General features: G+C 62.4%; 13 protein-coding genes and 1 pseudogene. 12 read left to right on the top strand and 2 right to left on the bottom strand.

All coding sequences use genetic code 11. From position 1 onward, the window contains the following. Window positions 1-185: 185 nt before the first annotated feature. Together NVB75_RS11670 and NVB75_RS11665 are read left to right on the top strand one after the other, a co-directional pair. The gene (locus tag NVB75_RS11670) at window positions 186-914 is read left to right on the top strand and encodes a response regulator transcription factor (protein ID WP_258347228.1); all 729 of its coding nucleotides are present in this window, start codon (window positions 186-188) and stop codon (window positions 912-914) included. Continuing rightward, window positions 901-2,271 (top strand): annotated as a pseudogene (locus NVB75_RS11665) (histidine kinase sensor domain-containing protein). Before NVB75_RS11670 ends, NVB75_RS11665 begins: the two are co-directional and overlap by 14 nt. A gap of 3 nt (window positions 2,272-2,274) precedes the next feature. On the opposite strand, the gene NVB75_RS11660 reads toward NVB75_RS11665, so the two are convergent. Next, window positions 2,275-2,790, bottom strand: coding sequence for a DUF2062 domain-containing protein (locus NVB75_RS11660; protein ID WP_258347227.1), 516 nt, complete (start codon window positions 2,788-2,790; stop codon window positions 2,275-2,277). Between the two features lie 135 nt (window positions 2,791-2,925). Here NVB75_RS11660 and NVB75_RS11655 point away from each other — a divergent pair, with 135 nt between their 5' ends. From NVB75_RS11655 to NVB75_RS11610, 10 genes are all read left to right on the top strand, one after another. Further along, window positions 2,926-5,151 (top strand): DNA internalization-related competence protein ComEC/Rec2, encoded by a 2,226-nt coding sequence (locus NVB75_RS11655; protein ID WP_258347226.1) that lies wholly within the window; start codon window positions 2,926-2,928, stop codon window positions 5,149-5,151. 109 nt (window positions 5,152-5,260) lie between these two features. Then, window positions 5,261-5,896, top strand: a complete 636-nt coding sequence (locus tag NVB75_RS11650) for a MotA/TolQ/ExbB proton channel family protein (protein WP_063033914.1) — start codon at window positions 5,261-5,263, stop codon at window positions 5,894-5,896. After that, the gene (locus NVB75_RS11645) at window positions 5,893-6,321 is read left to right on the top strand and encodes a biopolymer transporter ExbD (RefSeq protein ID WP_258347225.1); all 429 of its coding nucleotides are present in this window, start codon (window positions 5,893-5,895) and stop codon (window positions 6,319-6,321) included. Before NVB75_RS11650 ends, NVB75_RS11645 begins: the two co-directional genes overlap by 4 nt. Further along, window positions 6,321-7,331, top strand: a complete 1,011-nt coding sequence (gene lpxK / locus NVB75_RS11640; protein WP_258347224.1) for a tetraacyldisaccharide 4'-kinase — start codon at window positions 6,321-6,323, stop codon at window positions 7,329-7,331. The genes NVB75_RS11645 and lpxK overlap by 1 nt, the downstream gene beginning before the upstream one ends. Before the next feature lie 24 nt (window positions 7,332-7,355). Beyond that, on the top strand, window positions 7,356-7,541 hold the full coding sequence (locus NVB75_RS11635; protein ID WP_003174668.1) for a Trm112 family protein: 186 nt from the start codon (window positions 7,356-7,358) through the stop codon (window positions 7,539-7,541). After that, window positions 7,538-8,302, top strand: coding sequence for a 3-deoxy-manno-octulosonate cytidylyltransferase (gene kdsB, locus NVB75_RS11630; RefSeq protein ID WP_258347223.1), 765 nt, complete (start codon window positions 7,538-7,540; stop codon window positions 8,300-8,302). Before NVB75_RS11635 ends, kdsB begins: the two co-directional genes overlap by 4 nt. Further along, window positions 8,302-8,766 (top strand): low molecular weight protein-tyrosine-phosphatase, encoded by a 465-nt coding sequence (locus NVB75_RS11625; RefSeq protein WP_010165863.1) that lies wholly within the window; start codon window positions 8,302-8,304, stop codon window positions 8,764-8,766. The genes kdsB and NVB75_RS11625 overlap by 1 nt, the downstream gene beginning before the upstream one ends. Continuing rightward, window positions 8,763-9,782: a UDP-N-acetylmuramate dehydrogenase gene (gene murB, locus NVB75_RS11620; RefSeq protein WP_258347222.1), complete on the top strand. Its 1,020-nt coding sequence runs from the start codon at window positions 8,763-8,765 to the stop codon at window positions 9,780-9,782. Before NVB75_RS11625 ends, murB begins: the two co-directional genes overlap by 4 nt. 150 nt (window positions 9,783-9,932) lie before the next feature. Next, window positions 9,933-10,919, top strand: a complete 987-nt coding sequence (locus NVB75_RS11615) for an XdhC family protein (protein WP_258347221.1) — start codon at window positions 9,933-9,935, stop codon at window positions 10,917-10,919. After that, complete coding sequence (locus tag NVB75_RS11610; RefSeq protein ID WP_258347220.1) at window positions 10,916-11,503, top strand: NTP transferase domain-containing protein; 588 nt, start codon at window positions 10,916-10,918, stop codon at window positions 11,501-11,503. Before NVB75_RS11615 ends, NVB75_RS11610 begins: the two co-directional genes overlap by 4 nt. Before the next feature lie 67 nt (window positions 11,504-11,570). Here NVB75_RS11610 and rne read toward each other — a convergent pair whose 3' ends face one another. Continuing rightward, on the bottom strand, window positions 11,571-14,828 hold the full coding sequence (gene rne, locus NVB75_RS11605) for a ribonuclease E (protein WP_258347219.1): 3,258 nt from the start codon (window positions 14,826-14,828) through the stop codon (window positions 11,571-11,573). Window positions 14,829-15,130 lie beyond the last annotated feature (302 nt).

Here is a 15,130-nt window from a genome sequence, read left to right as displayed (position 1 = left end):
ACTGTTGTCGAATTCCACGCAGGCATCCGGCCCGCGCCACCTGCGCAGTGTAGCCATTTGCGCGGCGTGGAATCTTGCAAATTAATGACCTGAGGCAAACCTCGGGCCCCTGGACGCCCGACGGCAGTTGCTCGTGGGGGGGCAATCTTGAATAATCAGTCATTGAGAATGACTTGCAGACGCTAATGAATCCTGTAGCACCCGGCTTACCCAGTATCCTGGCGATTGAAGACGATCCTGTGCTCGGAGCCTATGTCCATGAGCAGTTGGGCCGCTGTGGCTTCCAGGTGACCTGGTGCCAGAACGGCCAGCAGGGCCTGCAAATGGCCCGCGATCAACGTTTCGACGTGGTGTTGATGGATATCCTGTTGCCGGGCATGGACGGTTTGTCGGTGCTCACGCATTTGCGCCAGAGCCATTCGATCCCGGTGATCCTGATGTCGGCTTTGGGTGCTGAAGCCGACCGCATCAGCGGCTTTCGCCTGGGGGCCGACGATTACCTGCCCAAGCCGTTCAGCATGGCGGAATTGCGGGTGCGCATCGAGGCGATCCTGCGCCGGGTCGCCCTGGACCGGCGGCCTTTGCCGGCCCTGGCGGCGGTGCGCGACGATGCCCGTAGCCTGCGTTTCGATGATGAGCGGTGTGATGTGTTTCACCGGGGACAGTGGGCCGGCCTGACCCGCAGCGAATACCGCTTGCTGGAAACCCTGCACCGCAACGGCGAAGAAGTCCTCAGCAAAGCCTTCCTCTATCAGCATGTCTTTCAACGCGGCTACGCGCCCCACGACCGCAGCCTGGACATGCACATCAGCCAGATTCGTCGCAAGCTCAAGGCCATTGGCTACAGCGAGCGGGAAGTGCGTACGGTGTGGGGCAAGGGCTATGTGTTGAGCGGTCACGATGACAGGCTTTAAGGCCGCCCTCACACGGCTGCCGGGCAAGCATTCGTTATTCTGGAAACTGGCCTGCCTGCTGATCGCGTTCTGCTTGCTGATGATCTGGCTCAGTTGGTCCTGGGGCCGGTACATGGAAGAGCAGAATGCCTTTCTGTCCAACGAGGCTCGCGCCACCTTGAGCGGTTATGCAGCCGGTGCGGAACTGGCCTGGAACAAAGGCGGAAACGCCGGTGTGGACGAATGGCTGCACACCCTGGGCCAGCGCGAGCGCACCTGGGTGGGTGTCATCGGTAACGACCTGCAATCCCTGAGCAGCTACCCGCTGACGGACAAGGAAAGCCAGCGTCTGACCTTCCTGCGCGGCCTGGACTGGCCCGTCAGCCGGCACGCCAAGGGCTTGCCGTAGTTGAAAATCCCGTTCCCGCTCGACCCGGGCGCGGGTTCCCTGGTAATCGAATTGCCCCGGCGTTTCATGCCCGGGCAAAACCAGCTGCTCTGGCGCATCGTCACCAATGGCTTGATTCCCGGCCTGTTCACCCTGTTGCTCTGCATCGGCCTTTACCGGCTGTTGATCATGCCCCTCAATCATCTGCGGGAGCAGGCCAACGCCTGGCGCGCCGATCAACTGAGCACCCGGCTTTCCCGTGATACCACCAGCCGCCCGGATGAACTGGGGGAGTTGGGCCGAGCGTTTGACCAGATGTCGGAACGCCTGCAAGGCACCGTAGCCCTGCAACAGCAACTGCTGCGGGATTTGTCCCATGAGCTGCGCACGCCGCTGAGCCGTTTGCGCGTTGCCTGCGACAGCGAGCAAGACCTGACCCAGCTGCGCGAGCGCCTGGGGAGGGAAATCGACGGCATGCAGCGCTTGGTGGAAGACACCCTGCAACTGGCCTGGCTCGACACTGAACGTGCGCCGCTGCCCAAGGAAGACATCCAGGTGCAGGCACTGTGGGACATGCTGCGGGAAAACGCCTGTTTTGAAAGTGGCTGGCCGGCTTCACGCTTGCAGTGCGAGCTTGGGGCTGACTGCTGGGTGCGCGGGCATCTGAACCTGCTGGCCCAGGCATTGGAGAACATCCTGCGCAATGCCATCCGGCACTCTCCGCAAGACGGAACGGTGCAATTGGGTGGGCAGCGTGAGGGGGATCACTGGCACTTGTGGCTGGAAGACCAGGGCGGCGGGATTGATGAGATGGAGTTGGAGCGGATCTTTGCGCCATTCACCCGGCTGGACGGTTCACGGCCCGGCGACGGCGGCTTTGGCCTGGGCTTGAGCATTGCGCGCAACGCTGTGCAGCGTCAGGACGGCAGCTTGTGGGCGGAAAATACCGGCCTGGGTTTGCGCGTGCACATGCGCTTGCTGGCCCGCTAACGGTTACAACCGGCGCTGTTTGCGTTTTTTCCACTGGCGGGCCACCCACCAGCGCCAATAGCCCATGGTCAGGCAATAGCCCAGCGCCGCCATCACCAACCCCAATACAACAGAGCCCAGCAGGAACGGCTGCCACAGCGTCGATAATTGCCCGCTGATCCATTCCCAGGTCAACTCGTCGGGCAGGCTGCGGGGCGGCACGTTCATCAGCCAGGCGCCGGTCATGTAAGTGCAGAAGAACACCGGCGGCATGGTGATCGGGTTGGTCAGCCACACCAGGCTGACGGCAATCGGCATATTGCCGCGCACGCTGATGGCGAGGATCGCCGCCAGCAGCATCTGCAAGGGAATGGGGATAAATGCCGCGAACAGACCAACGGCCATCGCCCGGGCGACCGAGTGCCGATTGAGGTGCCAGAGGTTCGGGTCATGCAGCAACTTGCCGAGAAAGCGTAAGGACTTGTGTTCCCGGATGCTGGTCGGATCGGGCATGTACCGTTTGAATAAGCGCCGTGGCATAAGGGGTCCAGGTCAGTTCGAGGGGCAAGTATGCCCGCATTCTACGAACGGGAAATTCAGACTTTGTGACAAATAATAATAGGCCGCATCGGGAGCCCGACTAAGACTCAGTGGGTCGCTTTCAAGGAACGATCCATGAGAACCGGGATGTTTGCACTCGCGCTGGGGCTGCTCGCCCTGCGTTTTTTACCGGCGTTACCGTCCAGCGGCTGGCTGCTGCTGATGCCGGTGTTGGCCCTGATGCTGCTGCCTTTTCGCACCTATCCGCTGGCGTTTTTCCTGCTTGGCCTGGGCTGGGCGTGCCTGAGTGCGCAGTGGGCGCTGGATGACCGGTTGGCACCGCGTCTGGATGGCCAGACCCGCTGGGTGGAGGGGCGAGTTACCGGGTTACCGCAGCAGACAGGTGACGGTGTGCGCTTTGAGCTGACCGACAGCCGGTCACGCAAGGACCTGCTTCCGAAGCGCATCCGTGTGTCCTGGCGTGGCGGGCCAGCGGTTCAGAGCGGTGAGCGCTGGCGGTTGGCCGTCACCCTCAAGCGTCCCTCCGGTTTGCTCAATGCCGAGGGGTTTGACTATGAAGCCTGGCTGCTGGCCCAGCGCATTGGCGCCACGGGTTCGGTCAAGGATGGCCAGAAGCTGGCGCCTGCGCGGCATGCCTGGCGCGAAGGGATTCGGCAGCGGCTGTTGGCGGTGGATGCCCAAGGGCGAGAGGCGGGCCTGGCGGCGCTGGTGCTCGGGGATGGTTCCGGGCTGGCCGCCGAGGATTGGCGGGTTCTGCAAGACACCGGTACCGTGCATTTATTGGTGATTTCCGGGCAGCACATTGGGCTGCTGGCAGGGTTGATCTATGGCCTGGTCGCCGGCTTGGCACGCTTCGGGTGTTGGCCGAAACCCTTGCCGTGGTTGCCCTGGGCCTGCGGCCTGGGGTTTGCTGCGGCGCTGGGCTATGGCTTGCTGGCGGGTTTCGAAGTGCCGGTGCAACGGGCCTGCGTGATGGTGGGATTGGTCCTGCTGTGGCGCCTGCGGTTTCGTCACCTGGGGATCTGGTGGCCGCTGTTGCTGGCGCTGAACGCCGTGCTGATCCTCGAGCCACTGGCCAGCCTGCAACCGGGGTTCTGGTTGTCCTTTGGGGCGGTGGCGGTGCTGATCCTGGCGTTCAGTGGCAGGCTGGGTCCCTGGAGTGCCTGGCAGGCCTGGACCCGGGCCCAGTGGTTGATTGCCATCGGCCTGTTTCCGCTGCTGCTGGTGCTCGGTTTGCCCATCAGCCTGAGCGGGCCGCTGGCCAACCTGTTCGCGGTGCCGTGGATCAGCCTGGTGGTGTTGCCCCTGGCCTTGCTGGGTACGGTGTTATTGCCGCTGCCTTATATAGGTGAAGGTTTGTTATGGCTGGCGGGCGGCACACTGGACTGGCTGTTCAAGGCCTTGGCGTTGCTGGCGCAACACTTGCCGGCCTGGATACCGGCGCAAGTGCCCATGGGCTATTGGCTGGTGAGCCTGCTGGGGGCGGTCCTGTTATTGCTGCCCAAGGGCGTGCCCTTTCGGCTGCTGGGCTGGCCGATGTTGCTGCTGGCGGTGTTTCCGCCTCGGGAATCTATCCCTCACGGGCGGGTCGAGGTGGTGCAACTGGATGTCGGCCAAGGATTGGCGATCATCCTGCGTACCCGCAACCACGTTCTGCTCTATGACGCCGGGCCGCGCTCCGGGGAGTTCGACCTTGGCGCGCGCGTCGTGCTGCCTGCGCTGCGCAAGTTGGGGGTTGCGGGGCTGGACATGATGCTGCTCAGTCATGCCGATGCCGATCATGCCGGTGGTGCGTTGGCCGTTGCTCAAGGGTTGCCGATCAAACGCGTGGTGGGCGGCGAGACAGCACGGCTATCGTCAACGCTCGGTACTCAAGCCTGTGTCAGTGGCGAGTGGTGGGAATGGGATGGCGTGACCTTCGAGCTATGGCAATGGCCGGATGCGACGGACGGTAACCAGATGTCCTGTGTGTTGCTGGTGCAGGCGAATGGCGAACGGTTGCTGCTGACCGGTGACATTGACCGTGAAGCCGAGCGGGCATTGCTGGCCACACCCCTCGGGGCACCTGTCGATTGGCTGCAAGCGCCCCATCATGGCAGCCGCAGCTCGTCGTCATGGCCGTTTCTTCAGCGCCTCGCCCCCAAGGCTGTGTTGATTTCCCGAGGCCGCAGCAATGCCTTCGGCCATCCGCATCCCCAGGTGTTGGAGCGTTACCAGGCCTTGGGCAGCCTGATTTATGACAGTGCCGAACACGGCGCGCTCCGCCTGCAACTGGGCACTTTCCAGCCGCCGGAGGCCGCGCGCAGCCAGCGCCGCTTCTGGCGCGAGCCCCCGCCGTAAAACAGCGTTACCAAAGACCGGCCTCTGCGACAGGATGCTCTGGGGCAGGCCAGCGCTTCCGCCAGACCCTTATGGTAAAGTGGCGCACTTTTTCGAGGGGACATTCACTGTGTGGGAATTGGTCAAATCCGGCGGCTGGATGATGTTGCCGATCATTTTGAGTTCCATCGCCGCACTCGGCATCATCGCCGAACGCCTGTGGACCCTGCGTGCCAGCCGTGTAACACCTGACCACCTGCTGGGCCAGGTCTGGGGCTGGATCAAGAACAAGCAACTGGACAAGGCAAAACTCAAGGAGCTGCGCGCCAACTCGCCCCTGGGTGAAATCCTCGCCGCCGGCCTCGCCAACTCCAAGCATGGTCGCGAGATCATGAAGGAATGCATCGAAGAGGCCGCTGCCCGGGTCATCCATGAGCTGGAGCGCTACATCAATGCCCTGGGCACCATTGCCGCCATGGCGCCATTGCTCGGTTTGCTCGGTACGGTACTGGGCATGATCGATATCTTCAGCTCCTTCATGGGCTCGGGCATGACCACCAACGCCGCCGTGCTGGCCGGTGGTATTTCCAAGGCCTTGATCACCACGGCGGCGGGCCTGATGGTCGGTATTCCGTCGGTGTTCTTCCACCGCTTCCTGCAACGGCGCATCGACGAGCTGGTGGTGGGCATGGAGCAGGAAGCCATCAAGTTGGTGGAAGTGGTGCAGGGCGACCGTGACGTAGACCTGGTTGAGGGCAAAGCGTGAAATTTCGCCGCAAGCAACGGGAAAACGTCGATATCAACCTGGCGTCGTTGATTGACGTGGTGTTTATCCTGCTGCTGTTTTTTGTCGTCACCACCACCTTTACCCGGGAAACCCAGCTGCGGGTCGACTTGCCGGAAGCCGTCAGCGGCTCTCCGGCGGAAGACCAGCAGGTCAAGCAACTGGACATCGCCATCAGCGCCGATGGCGTGTTCTCGGTGAATAACCAGTTGCTGGAGAAAAACGACCTGGCCAGCCTGATGGAGGCGTTGCAGAAAGAGTCCGGTGGTGACACTAACTTGCCACTGTCCATCAGCGCCGACGGCAACACCAAGCACCAGGCCGTCATCACTGCGATGGACGCTGCCGGCAAGCTCGGCTTCAGCCATTTGCGCATGACCACCGTCGAGGCGGCGAGCCAACCCTGATGGCCATGACTGATCGTTTGCTCAAGGCCTGGTACGAAGGCCATCCGGCGCTCGCGTTGTTGCAGCCGCTGGAATCCCTCTATCGCCGGGTTGTGCAGCGCAAACGCGCGCGGTTCCTGGCGGGCGAGGGCGAGATCTACCAGTCGCCGGTACCGGTCGTGGTCGTCGGTAACATCACCGTCGGGGGCACCGGGAAGACTCCCTTGATTCTCTGGCTGATCGACCATTGCCAGCGCAGCGGTTTGCGCGTCGGTGTGGTCAGCCGAGGTTATGGTGCCAAGCCGCCAGCGTTTCCATGGCGCGTCGAAGCCAGTCACACCGCCGCCGTTGCGGGGGATGAACCTCTGCTGATCGTGCAACGCAGCGGCGTGCCGCTGATGATCGACCCCGACCGCAGCCGCGCCGTAAAGGCGTTGCTGGCCAGCGAACCCCTGGACCTGATTCTCTCCGACGACGGCCTGCAACATTACCGCCTGGCCCGTGACCTGGAACTGGTATTGATTGATGCTGCCCGAGGGCTTGGCAACCGCCGCTGTCTGCCGGCGGGGCCGTTGCGCGAACCGGTCGAGCGTTTGCATAGCGTCGATGCGCTGCTTTATAACGGCGCCGGTTCAGACCGTGAGGATGGCTTTGCCTTCCGTCTGCTGCCCACCGCATTGGTTAATCTGCACACCGGCGAGCGCCAGCCTGTCGACCACTTCCCGGTAGGTCAGCAGGTGCATGCGGTGGCAGGCATCGGCAACCCGCAACGTTTCTTCAACACCCTTGAGACGCTACACTGGCGCCCAATACCCCATGCTTTTGCCGACCACGCGCCCTACAGTGCCGAGGTCTTGAATTTCACACCGGCACTGCCGTTGGTCATGACTGAAAAGGACGCGGTGAAGTGCCGCGCCTTTGCCAGGCCCGACTGGTGGTACCTTGCGGTGGACGCGGCACCGTCACCGGCGTTTACCGCCTGGTTCGACACGCAGTTGATGCGCTTGCTGCCCGCTCGCCTTTTGCCTTAAAACGCTGCTCTCCAGGACATACTCATGGACACCAAATTGCTCGATATCCTCGCTTGCCCGATCTGCAAAGGTCCGCTCAAGCTCAGCGCCGACAAAACCGAGCTGATCAGCAAGGGCGCCGGCCTGGCGTACCCGATCCGTGATGGCATTCCGGTAATGCTTGAAAGCGAAGCCCGCACCCTGACTACCGACGAGCGCCTGGATAAATGACCACCGCCTTCACCGTCGTCATCCCGTCCCGCTACGCTTCCACCCGTCTGCCCGGCAAACCGCTGCAACTGATCGGCAACAAGCCGATGATCCAGCTGGTGTGGGAACAGGCCTGTAAAAGCAGCGCCGAACGGGTGGTGGTGGCCACCGATGATCCGCGCATTATCGAGGCCTGCAAAGGCTTTGGCGCCGAAGCGGTGCTGACCCGTGAAGACCACAATTCCGGCACCGACCGCCTGGCCGAAGTGGCCACCCAGCTGGGGCTGGCGGCGGACGCCATCGTGGTCAACGTGCAAGGTGACGAGCCGTTGATTCCGCCCTGCGTGATCGACCAGGTAGCGGCCAACCTGGCGGCCCATGGCGAAGCCCGCATGGCGACCCTGGCTGAGCCGATTGAAGACATCCAGACCCTGTTCAACCCCAACGTGGTGAAAGTGGTCAGTGATATCAATGGCCTGGCGCTGACCTTCAGCCGTTCCACCTTGCCGTGGGCGCGGGATGCGTTCGCCAAGCAGCCCGACGTGTTGCCAGCGGGCGTGCCTTACCGCCGCCACATCGGCATCTACGCCTACCGTGCCGGGTTCCTGCATGACTTCGTCAGTTGGGGCCCATGCTGGCTGGAAAACACCGAATCCCTGGAACAGCTGCGTGCCCTGTGGCACGGCGTGCGCATCCATGTGGGCGATGCCCTGGAAGCGCCACCGGCTGGTGTCGACACGCCTGAAGACCTCGAGCGCGTCCGTCGCCTGCTGGGGGCCTGATGCAGGTTCTGTTCGTCTGCCTGGGCAATATCTGCCGCTCACCGACCGCAGAAGGGGTGTTGCGCCACAAACTGCGTGAAGCCGGCCTGGCTGATCAGGTTGAAGTAGCCTCCGCGGGTACCGGTGAATGGCACGTTGGCAATCCACCGGACAAGCGCAGCCAGCGGGCGGCGCTGCAACGGGGTTACGACTTGTCGGCCCAGCGTGCGCAACAAGTGTCCCGTGCCGACTTCTCCCGCTACGACCTGATCCTCGCCATGGACCAGAGCAACCTGCGCAACCTCAAGGCCATGCAACCAGCACAGGGCAAGGCGGACCTGGACCTGTTCCTGCGCCGTTACGACTCGGTGGTGGATGAAGTGCCGGACCCGTATTACGAAGGCGACCAGGGCTTTGAAACCGTACTCGACCTGATCGAACGCGCCTGTGACCTGTTGGTGATTGAATTGAAGGGCCGGTTATGACTTTGCAGGTGCAGGCACAGGTTTCGCTCAAACCGTTCAACAGCTTTGGCATCGACGTGCGAGCCCGGCTGTTTGCCGAGGCCCACAACGACGCCGACGTGCGTGAGGCATTAGCCTATGCCGCCGAGCAACAACTGCCGTTGCTGGTGATTGGTGGCGGCAGCAATTTGTTGCTGACCCAGGACATCGACGCGCTGGTGCTGCGCATGGCCAGCCAGGGCATTCGGGTAGTGCGTGATGATGGCGTGATTGTGGTGGTGGAGGCCGAAGCTGGCGAGGCCTGGCATCCGTTTGTGCTGTGGACCTTGGCCCAGGGTTTTTCCGGCCTGGAAAACCTCAGTCTGATTCCTGGCACGGTCGGCGCCGCACCGATGCAAAACATTGGCGCCTACGGTGTGGAGATCAAGGACGTGTTCGCCGGCCTGACCGCCCTTGATCGCCACACCGGCGAGCTGCGGGATTTCAGCCTGGGCGAATGCAACTTTGCCTACCGCGACAGCCTGTTCAAGCACGAAGTCGGGCGCTGGCTGATCCTGCGGGTGCGTTTTTCCCTGAGTCGCGCCGTGCACCTGAAGCTTGAATACGGGCCGGTGCAACAGCGCCTGACTGAGCAAGGCATCGTTCAGGCCACTCCCAGCGATGTCAGTCGGGCGATTTGCAGCATTCGTAGCGAGAAGCTGCCCGACCCGGCGGTGCTCGGCAATGCCGGCAGTTTCTTCAAGAACCCGCTGGTGTCCCAGGCGCTGGCCGCCGAGTTGCAGCTGCAATACCCGGACCTGGTGGCTTACCCCCAGGCTGACGGGCAGATGAAACTGGCCGCTGGCTGGCTGATCGACAAGGCGGGCTGGAAAGGCTTTCGTGACGGCGATGCCGGCGTGCATCGCTTGCAGGCGCTGGTGTTGGTCAACTATGGCGCCGCCACCGGCCAGGACATTGCCGGTCTCGCGCTTCGCATCCAGCAGGACATCGAAAAGCGTTTCAAGGTTGTGCTGGAAATGGAGCCCAACCGCTATTGAACTAAGCTCGTTTTTTGACGCACCAAGCCCTGCATAGCGGGGCTTTTTTATTGTCGCTGAGTTAACTTAGCTGACTACCGATATTTTTTATCATCTCATAGATGCTGTTTATCAAAACCAGCTACGTGTTTGGCAGGAGGCGAAGGCCTGATGGACAGTGTTGATCTGAATGTGTTGCGCAGCGTGCTGGAATGGCGCCGCGCCGGGCAGCGGGTGGTGCTCTACAGCGTGGTCCAGACCTGGGGCAGTGCGCCGCGTCCGCCGGGGGCCATGCTGGCCTTGCGCGGCGACGGCGTGGTAATTGGCTCGGTGTCTGGGGGCTGTATCGAGGACGACTTGATCGCCCGTTTGCAGGATGGCCGGTTGCCTGAAGACGGGCCGCCGGTGCAGCTTGTCACCTACGGCGTCACCCGGGACGAAGCGGCGCGTTTTGGTCTGCCGTGCGGCGGCACCTTGCGCCTGACCGAAGAGCGGGTGGGTGATCCCGATTGGGTCGCTGAATTGCTGGCGCGCTGCGAAGCCCACGAGATTGTCGCCCGTGAGTTGGACCTGGCCACCGGTGAAGTGGTGTTGAGCGGTGCGAGCAAGACCGATGTGGTCAGTTTTGACGGCGAGCGCTTGCGGGCGATTTATGGCCCGCGCTGGCGCCTGCTGCTGATCGGCGCCGGCCAGTTGTCACGCTATGTGGCGGAAATGGCCCGGTTGCTGGATTTCGAAGTGCTGATCTGCGACCCGCGCCAGGAGTTTGTCTACGGCTGGGAAGAACAGCACGGGCGCTTTGTGCCGGGCATGCCCGATGAGGCCGTGCTGAATATCCAGACCGATGAACGCACGGCTATTGTCGCGCTCACCCATGACCCGCGTCTGGATGACATGGCGCTGCTGACGGCTCTCAATTCCAAGGCGTTCTACATTGGCGCCCTGGGATCGCGGGTCAACAGCCAGAAGCGCCGGGAAAACCTCGCGGCGCTGGGGTTGAGTGCGGAGGCCATTGCGCGGCTGCATGGGCCGATTGGCCTGCATATCGGTAGCCATACGCCAGCGGAGATCGCCCTGTCGTTGATGGCGGAAATCGTCGCCATCAAGAACGGGATTGATCTGTTGCAGAAAAAACCGTTGCAGGCAGCGGTCAGTTGACGGGCATCACCGCGATCATCCTGGCGGCGGGGCAGGGCAGTCGTTTTCGGGCTGAGGCTGGGGCGGATCAGGATAAGTTGCTGGCGCCCTGCGTGGGCCGGGATGGCATCACGCGGCCAGTGATCGAACAGGTATTGGTGAATTTGCCAGCGGCGGTTGCCAGGCGCTGGGTGGTGACGTCGCCGGATCGCACCGAAGTCATTCGGCTGGCGCAGTTGCATGGCTGTGAAGTGCTCTTGCTGTGCTCGCCTGGAATGGGTGACAGCATCGCGGCGGCAGTGGCGGCTAGTGGCTCGTCCGATAGCTGGCTGGTGGTGCTGGGGGATATGCCATTCATCCTGCCTGCGAGTATCGAGCAGGTGATGGCAGGCCTTGAGATCGACGGTATCAGCGTCCCGGTGCATGCCGGTCAGTATGGGCATCCTGTGGGGTTTGGCCGTTCATTCGGTCCTGCCTTGATGGCGCTGACGGGAGATCGTGGAGCAAAGCCATTGTTTGCCCTGGCTTCGGTGCAGGAAGTGGCAGTCGATGATCCCGGCGTGTTGTGGGATGTGGATGTGCCGGCGTTGTTGAACTTCCGCTAGCGGATAGCGCAGGCATAAAAAAGCCCCGCCTGATCACTCAGGCGGGGCTTTTTAGTGGCCGATGGAATCAGACGAGGGGTTTAGGCTCGTGTTCTTCTTCCAGGGCCTTAGGGTGGTGCTCTACCACTTCTTCAACGGAACGTTGGTTCTCGTCGATAGCAGGGGCAGTGTGCTCAACCACGGCTTCGGTGACCGGAGCAGGGGCTGCTTCGACCACTTCAGCGACGGCTGGAGCGGCTTCGGCAGCGGCCTTGGCAGCAGCGGCGGCCGCTTCAGCTTCCTTGCGACGACGACGCACTTCACGCGGGTCGTTCGGCGCACGGCCATTTTCGGTCAGGGCGCTGGCCGGAGCGGCTTCAACCACCGGTGCTGCCACTTCGGCAACCACTGGCGCTTCAACCACAGGGGCAGGCTCGGCAACCACGGCCACAGGTTCAGGGGCGACAACCACTTCAGCGACTGGCGCTGGAGCTTCTTCGACCACTGGAGCAGGCGCTGGTGCTTCAACCGCTTCGACCACTGGGGCAGGTTCGGCAGTCCACTGGAAGGCGGTCTGTTCTTCGCGAACTTCACGCACTTCAGGGGTCGGCTCGGCAACCGGTGCTTCAACGGCGGCTTCAACCACGGGCTGTTGTTCAACAACAGCGGCACGCTCGGCAACCACTTCAGCTTCAGGCTTAGGCTCGCGAACTTCACGAACTTCACGAACTTCACGCACGTGACGAGCTGGCGCTACTTCCACTTCCGGAACAACCGGGGCTTCGACTGGCGTCGTCGCTTCAACCACAGGTGCTTCGACGGCTGGCGTCTCTACAGCAGGGGTTTCCTGGATGGCAGCGGTAGCGGCTTCAGCTTGCTCGTTGGCCTGGGCTTCAGCAGGTGCGCTGATGACCGAGCTGGCAACAGCCGCGGTAACGGCCAGGCCGGCAGCCAGTTCGGCGCCCGTCGGTTCGCCAGTAGCGGTAGCTTCGCCGGTCTCTTCCGAGCCTTCGATTTCATTGCCGTTGGCATCACGTTGACGCTCACGACGGTTGCTGCGACGACGCTGGCCACGGGAGCGGCGGCGTGGACGATCGCCTTCGGCGTTGTCCTGACCGTCTTCCTGTTGCTGATCTTCGTTGGACAGCAGCTCTTCTTCTTCACCGGCTGGAGCCGCTTGCTCGGCACGTGGTTGACGCTCTTCACGAGGAGGGCGTGGCGCGCGTTCTTCACGGGGCTGACGAGCTGGACGCTCTTCAGCAGTGGCAGCGGTGGCAGCAGCAGCGGCTACGGCTGGAGCGGCATCCAACGGCTCGCGCAGTTCACGCACGCGTTCTTCACGCTCGCCACGTGGCTTGCGATCTTCACGCGGGGCGCGTGGAGCGCGCGGCGCACGTTCTTCGCGTGGTGCACGCTCTTCACGGGCTACGGTTGGCGTTTCTTCACGGGCTTCGCGCGGCTGGCGCTCTTCACGTGGGGCGCGATCTTCGCGTGGCGCACGTTCTTCACGAGGCTTGCGCTCTTCGTCACGGCGACCGTTGCGATTGCGGCTCTGCTGGCGACCGTTGCGACGCTCTTCATTGCGTGCAGGGCGTTCAGCGGCAGGCTTCTCGACCACAACTGGAGCCACTGGCTCTTCCTTGGTGGCGAACAGGCTGACCAGCGACTTCACCAGGCCCTTGAACAGGCTTGGCTCAGGCAGGGCGGCAGGCGCGGTAACCGGAGCAGCGGCTTCAACCGGAACCGGTGCGTTGGCACGGGCAGGCGCGGTCTTGACGGCGGCTTCCTGGCGAACCAGGGTACGGGTCGCGGCGGCTGGCTGGACTTCTTCCACTTCGGCAGCGGCAGCAGCGATTTCGTAGCTGGACTGGTTGACGTGGGCTTCCGGGCTGTCATCACGCAGGCGCTGCACTTCGAAGTGCGGCGTTTCGAGGTGATCGTTCGGCAGGATCACGATACGGGCACGGGTGCGCAGTTCGATCTTGGTGATCGAGTTGCGTTTTTCGTTGAGCAGGAACGCCGCCACCGGGATCGGCACCTGGGCGCGCACTTCGGCAGTGCGGTCTTTCAGGGCTTCTTCTTCGATCAGGCGCAGGATCGCCAGGGACAGCGATTCAACGTCACGGATGATGCCGGTGCCGTTGCAACGCGGGCAAACGATGCCGCTGCTTTCGCCCAGGGATGGACGCAGGCGCTGACGGGACATTTCCAGCAGGCCGAAGCGCGAGATGCGGCCGACCTGTACGCGGGCTCGGTCAGCTTCCAGGCATTCGCGGACTTTCTCTTCCACGGCGCGCTGGTTCTTGGCGGGGGTCATGTCGATGAAGTCGATCACGATCAGGCCGCCGATGTCACGCAGGCGCAGCTGGCGGGCGATTTCTTCAGCCGCTTCCAGGTTGGTCTGCAGGGCGGTTTCTTCGATGTCGCTACCCTTCGTGGCGCGCGCCGAGTTGATGTCGATGGACACCAGGGCTTCGGTCGGGTCGATCACGATGGAGCCGCCGGAAGGCAGTTCGACTACGCGCTGGAAAGCGGTTTCGATCTGGCTTTCGATCTGGAAACGGTTGAACAGCGGAACGCTGTCTTCGTAGAGCTTGATCTTGCTGGCGTACTGCGGCATCACCTGGCGGATGAAGGTCAGGGCTTCGTCCTGGGCTTCAACGCTGTCGATCAGCACTTCGCCGATGTCCTGGCGCAGGTAGTCGCGGATGGCGCGGATGATCACGTTGCTTTCCTGATAGATCAGGAACGGCGCGGAGCGATCCAGGGACGCTTCTTTGATGGCGGTCCAGAGTTGCAGCAGGTAATCGAGGTCCCACTGCATTTCTTCGCTGCTGCGGCCCAGGCCGGCAGTGCGCACGATCAGGCCCATGTCGGCCGGAGCGATCAGGCCGTTCAGCGCTTCACGCAGTTCGTTGCGCTCTTCGCCTTCGATGCGACGGGAAATACCGCCGGCACGCGGGTTGTTCGGCATCAGGACCAGGTAGCGGCCAGCCAGGCTGATGAAGGTGGTGAGGGCTGCGCCCTTGTTGCCACGTTCTTCTTTTTCCACCTGAACGATGACTTCCTGGCCTTCGCTCAGGACGTCCTTGATGTTCACGCGGCCTTCTGGGGCTTTCTTGAAGTATTCGCGGGAGATTTCTTTGAGGGGCAGGAAGCCATGGCGCTCGGAGCCAAAATCGACAAAGGCAGCCTCAAGGCTTGGTTCGATACGAGTAATCCGGCCTTTATAGATGTTGGCCTTCTTTTGCTCGCGTGCACCGGACTCGATGTCCAGGTCGTAGAGGCGTTGGCCGTCTACCAGTGCAACACGCAACTCTTCGGGTTGAGTTGCGTTAATCAGCATTCTTTTCATGTTGTACCGTCGGTTTCCGGGCTGCCGGAAACGGCGTTCGGCACACACGACTTCTCACGGTCGGTGTCAGGTGCGTCAAGAGTGGTTGGCCACTCCAGTGTCCAGCAATACCCGCCAAAATGGGCGGTATCGCGACGTACGCTTCCTGCTTGCTGTGGTGACTTAAGCACTCAGTCAGGAGGAGGAATCAACCGGCGACTGTGGACGAGATGAAGCGTCTAAATATAAGCCTAGTGCTACACAGTCCGACGGTTGTGCATCTCCACCCTACACGTATCCCTGATAATTCGGGT

The sequence above is a fragment of the Pseudomonas sp. CBS genome (assembly GCF_024734645.1).
Lineage (GTDB): Bacteria > Pseudomonadota > Gammaproteobacteria > Pseudomonadales > Pseudomonadaceae > Aquipseudomonas.
The sequence above is the reverse complement of the archived record's forward strand: the minus strand, read 5'-3'. Positions and strand labels throughout refer to the sequence as shown.

What these genes read in the sequence shown, in the direction of transcription:
- NVB75_RS11670 (WP_258347228.1), top strand. Translation starts at nt 186, where the DNA reads ATGAATCCTGTAGCACCCGGCTTACCCAGTATCCTGGCGATTGAAGAC.
- NVB75_RS11660 (WP_258347227.1), bottom strand. Translation starts at nt 2,790, where the DNA reads ATGCCACGGCGCTTATTCAAACGGTACATGCCCGATCCGACCAGCATC.
- NVB75_RS11655 (WP_258347226.1), top strand. Translation starts at nt 2,926, where the DNA reads ATGAGAACCGGGATGTTTGCACTCGCGCTGGGGCTGCTCGCCCTGCGT.
- lpxK (WP_258347224.1), top strand. Translation starts at nt 6,321, where the DNA reads ATGGCCATGACTGATCGTTTGCTCAAGGCCTGGTACGAAGGCCATCCG.
- NVB75_RS11635 (WP_003174668.1), top strand. Translation starts at nt 7,356, where the DNA reads ATGGACACCAAATTGCTCGATATCCTCGCTTGCCCGATCTGCAAAGGT.
- kdsB (WP_258347223.1), top strand. Translation starts at nt 7,538, where the DNA reads ATGACCACCGCCTTCACCGTCGTCATCCCGTCCCGCTACGCTTCCACC.
- NVB75_RS11625 (WP_010165863.1), top strand. Translation starts at nt 8,302, where the DNA reads ATGCAGGTTCTGTTCGTCTGCCTGGGCAATATCTGCCGCTCACCGACC.
- murB (WP_258347222.1), top strand. Translation starts at nt 8,763, where the DNA reads ATGACTTTGCAGGTGCAGGCACAGGTTTCGCTCAAACCGTTCAACAGC.
- NVB75_RS11615 (WP_258347221.1), top strand. Translation starts at nt 9,933, where the DNA reads ATGGACAGTGTTGATCTGAATGTGTTGCGCAGCGTGCTGGAATGGCGC.
- rne (WP_258347219.1), bottom strand. Translation starts at nt 14,828, where the DNA reads ATGCTGATTAACGCAACTCAACCCGAAGAGTTGCGTGTTGCACTGGTA.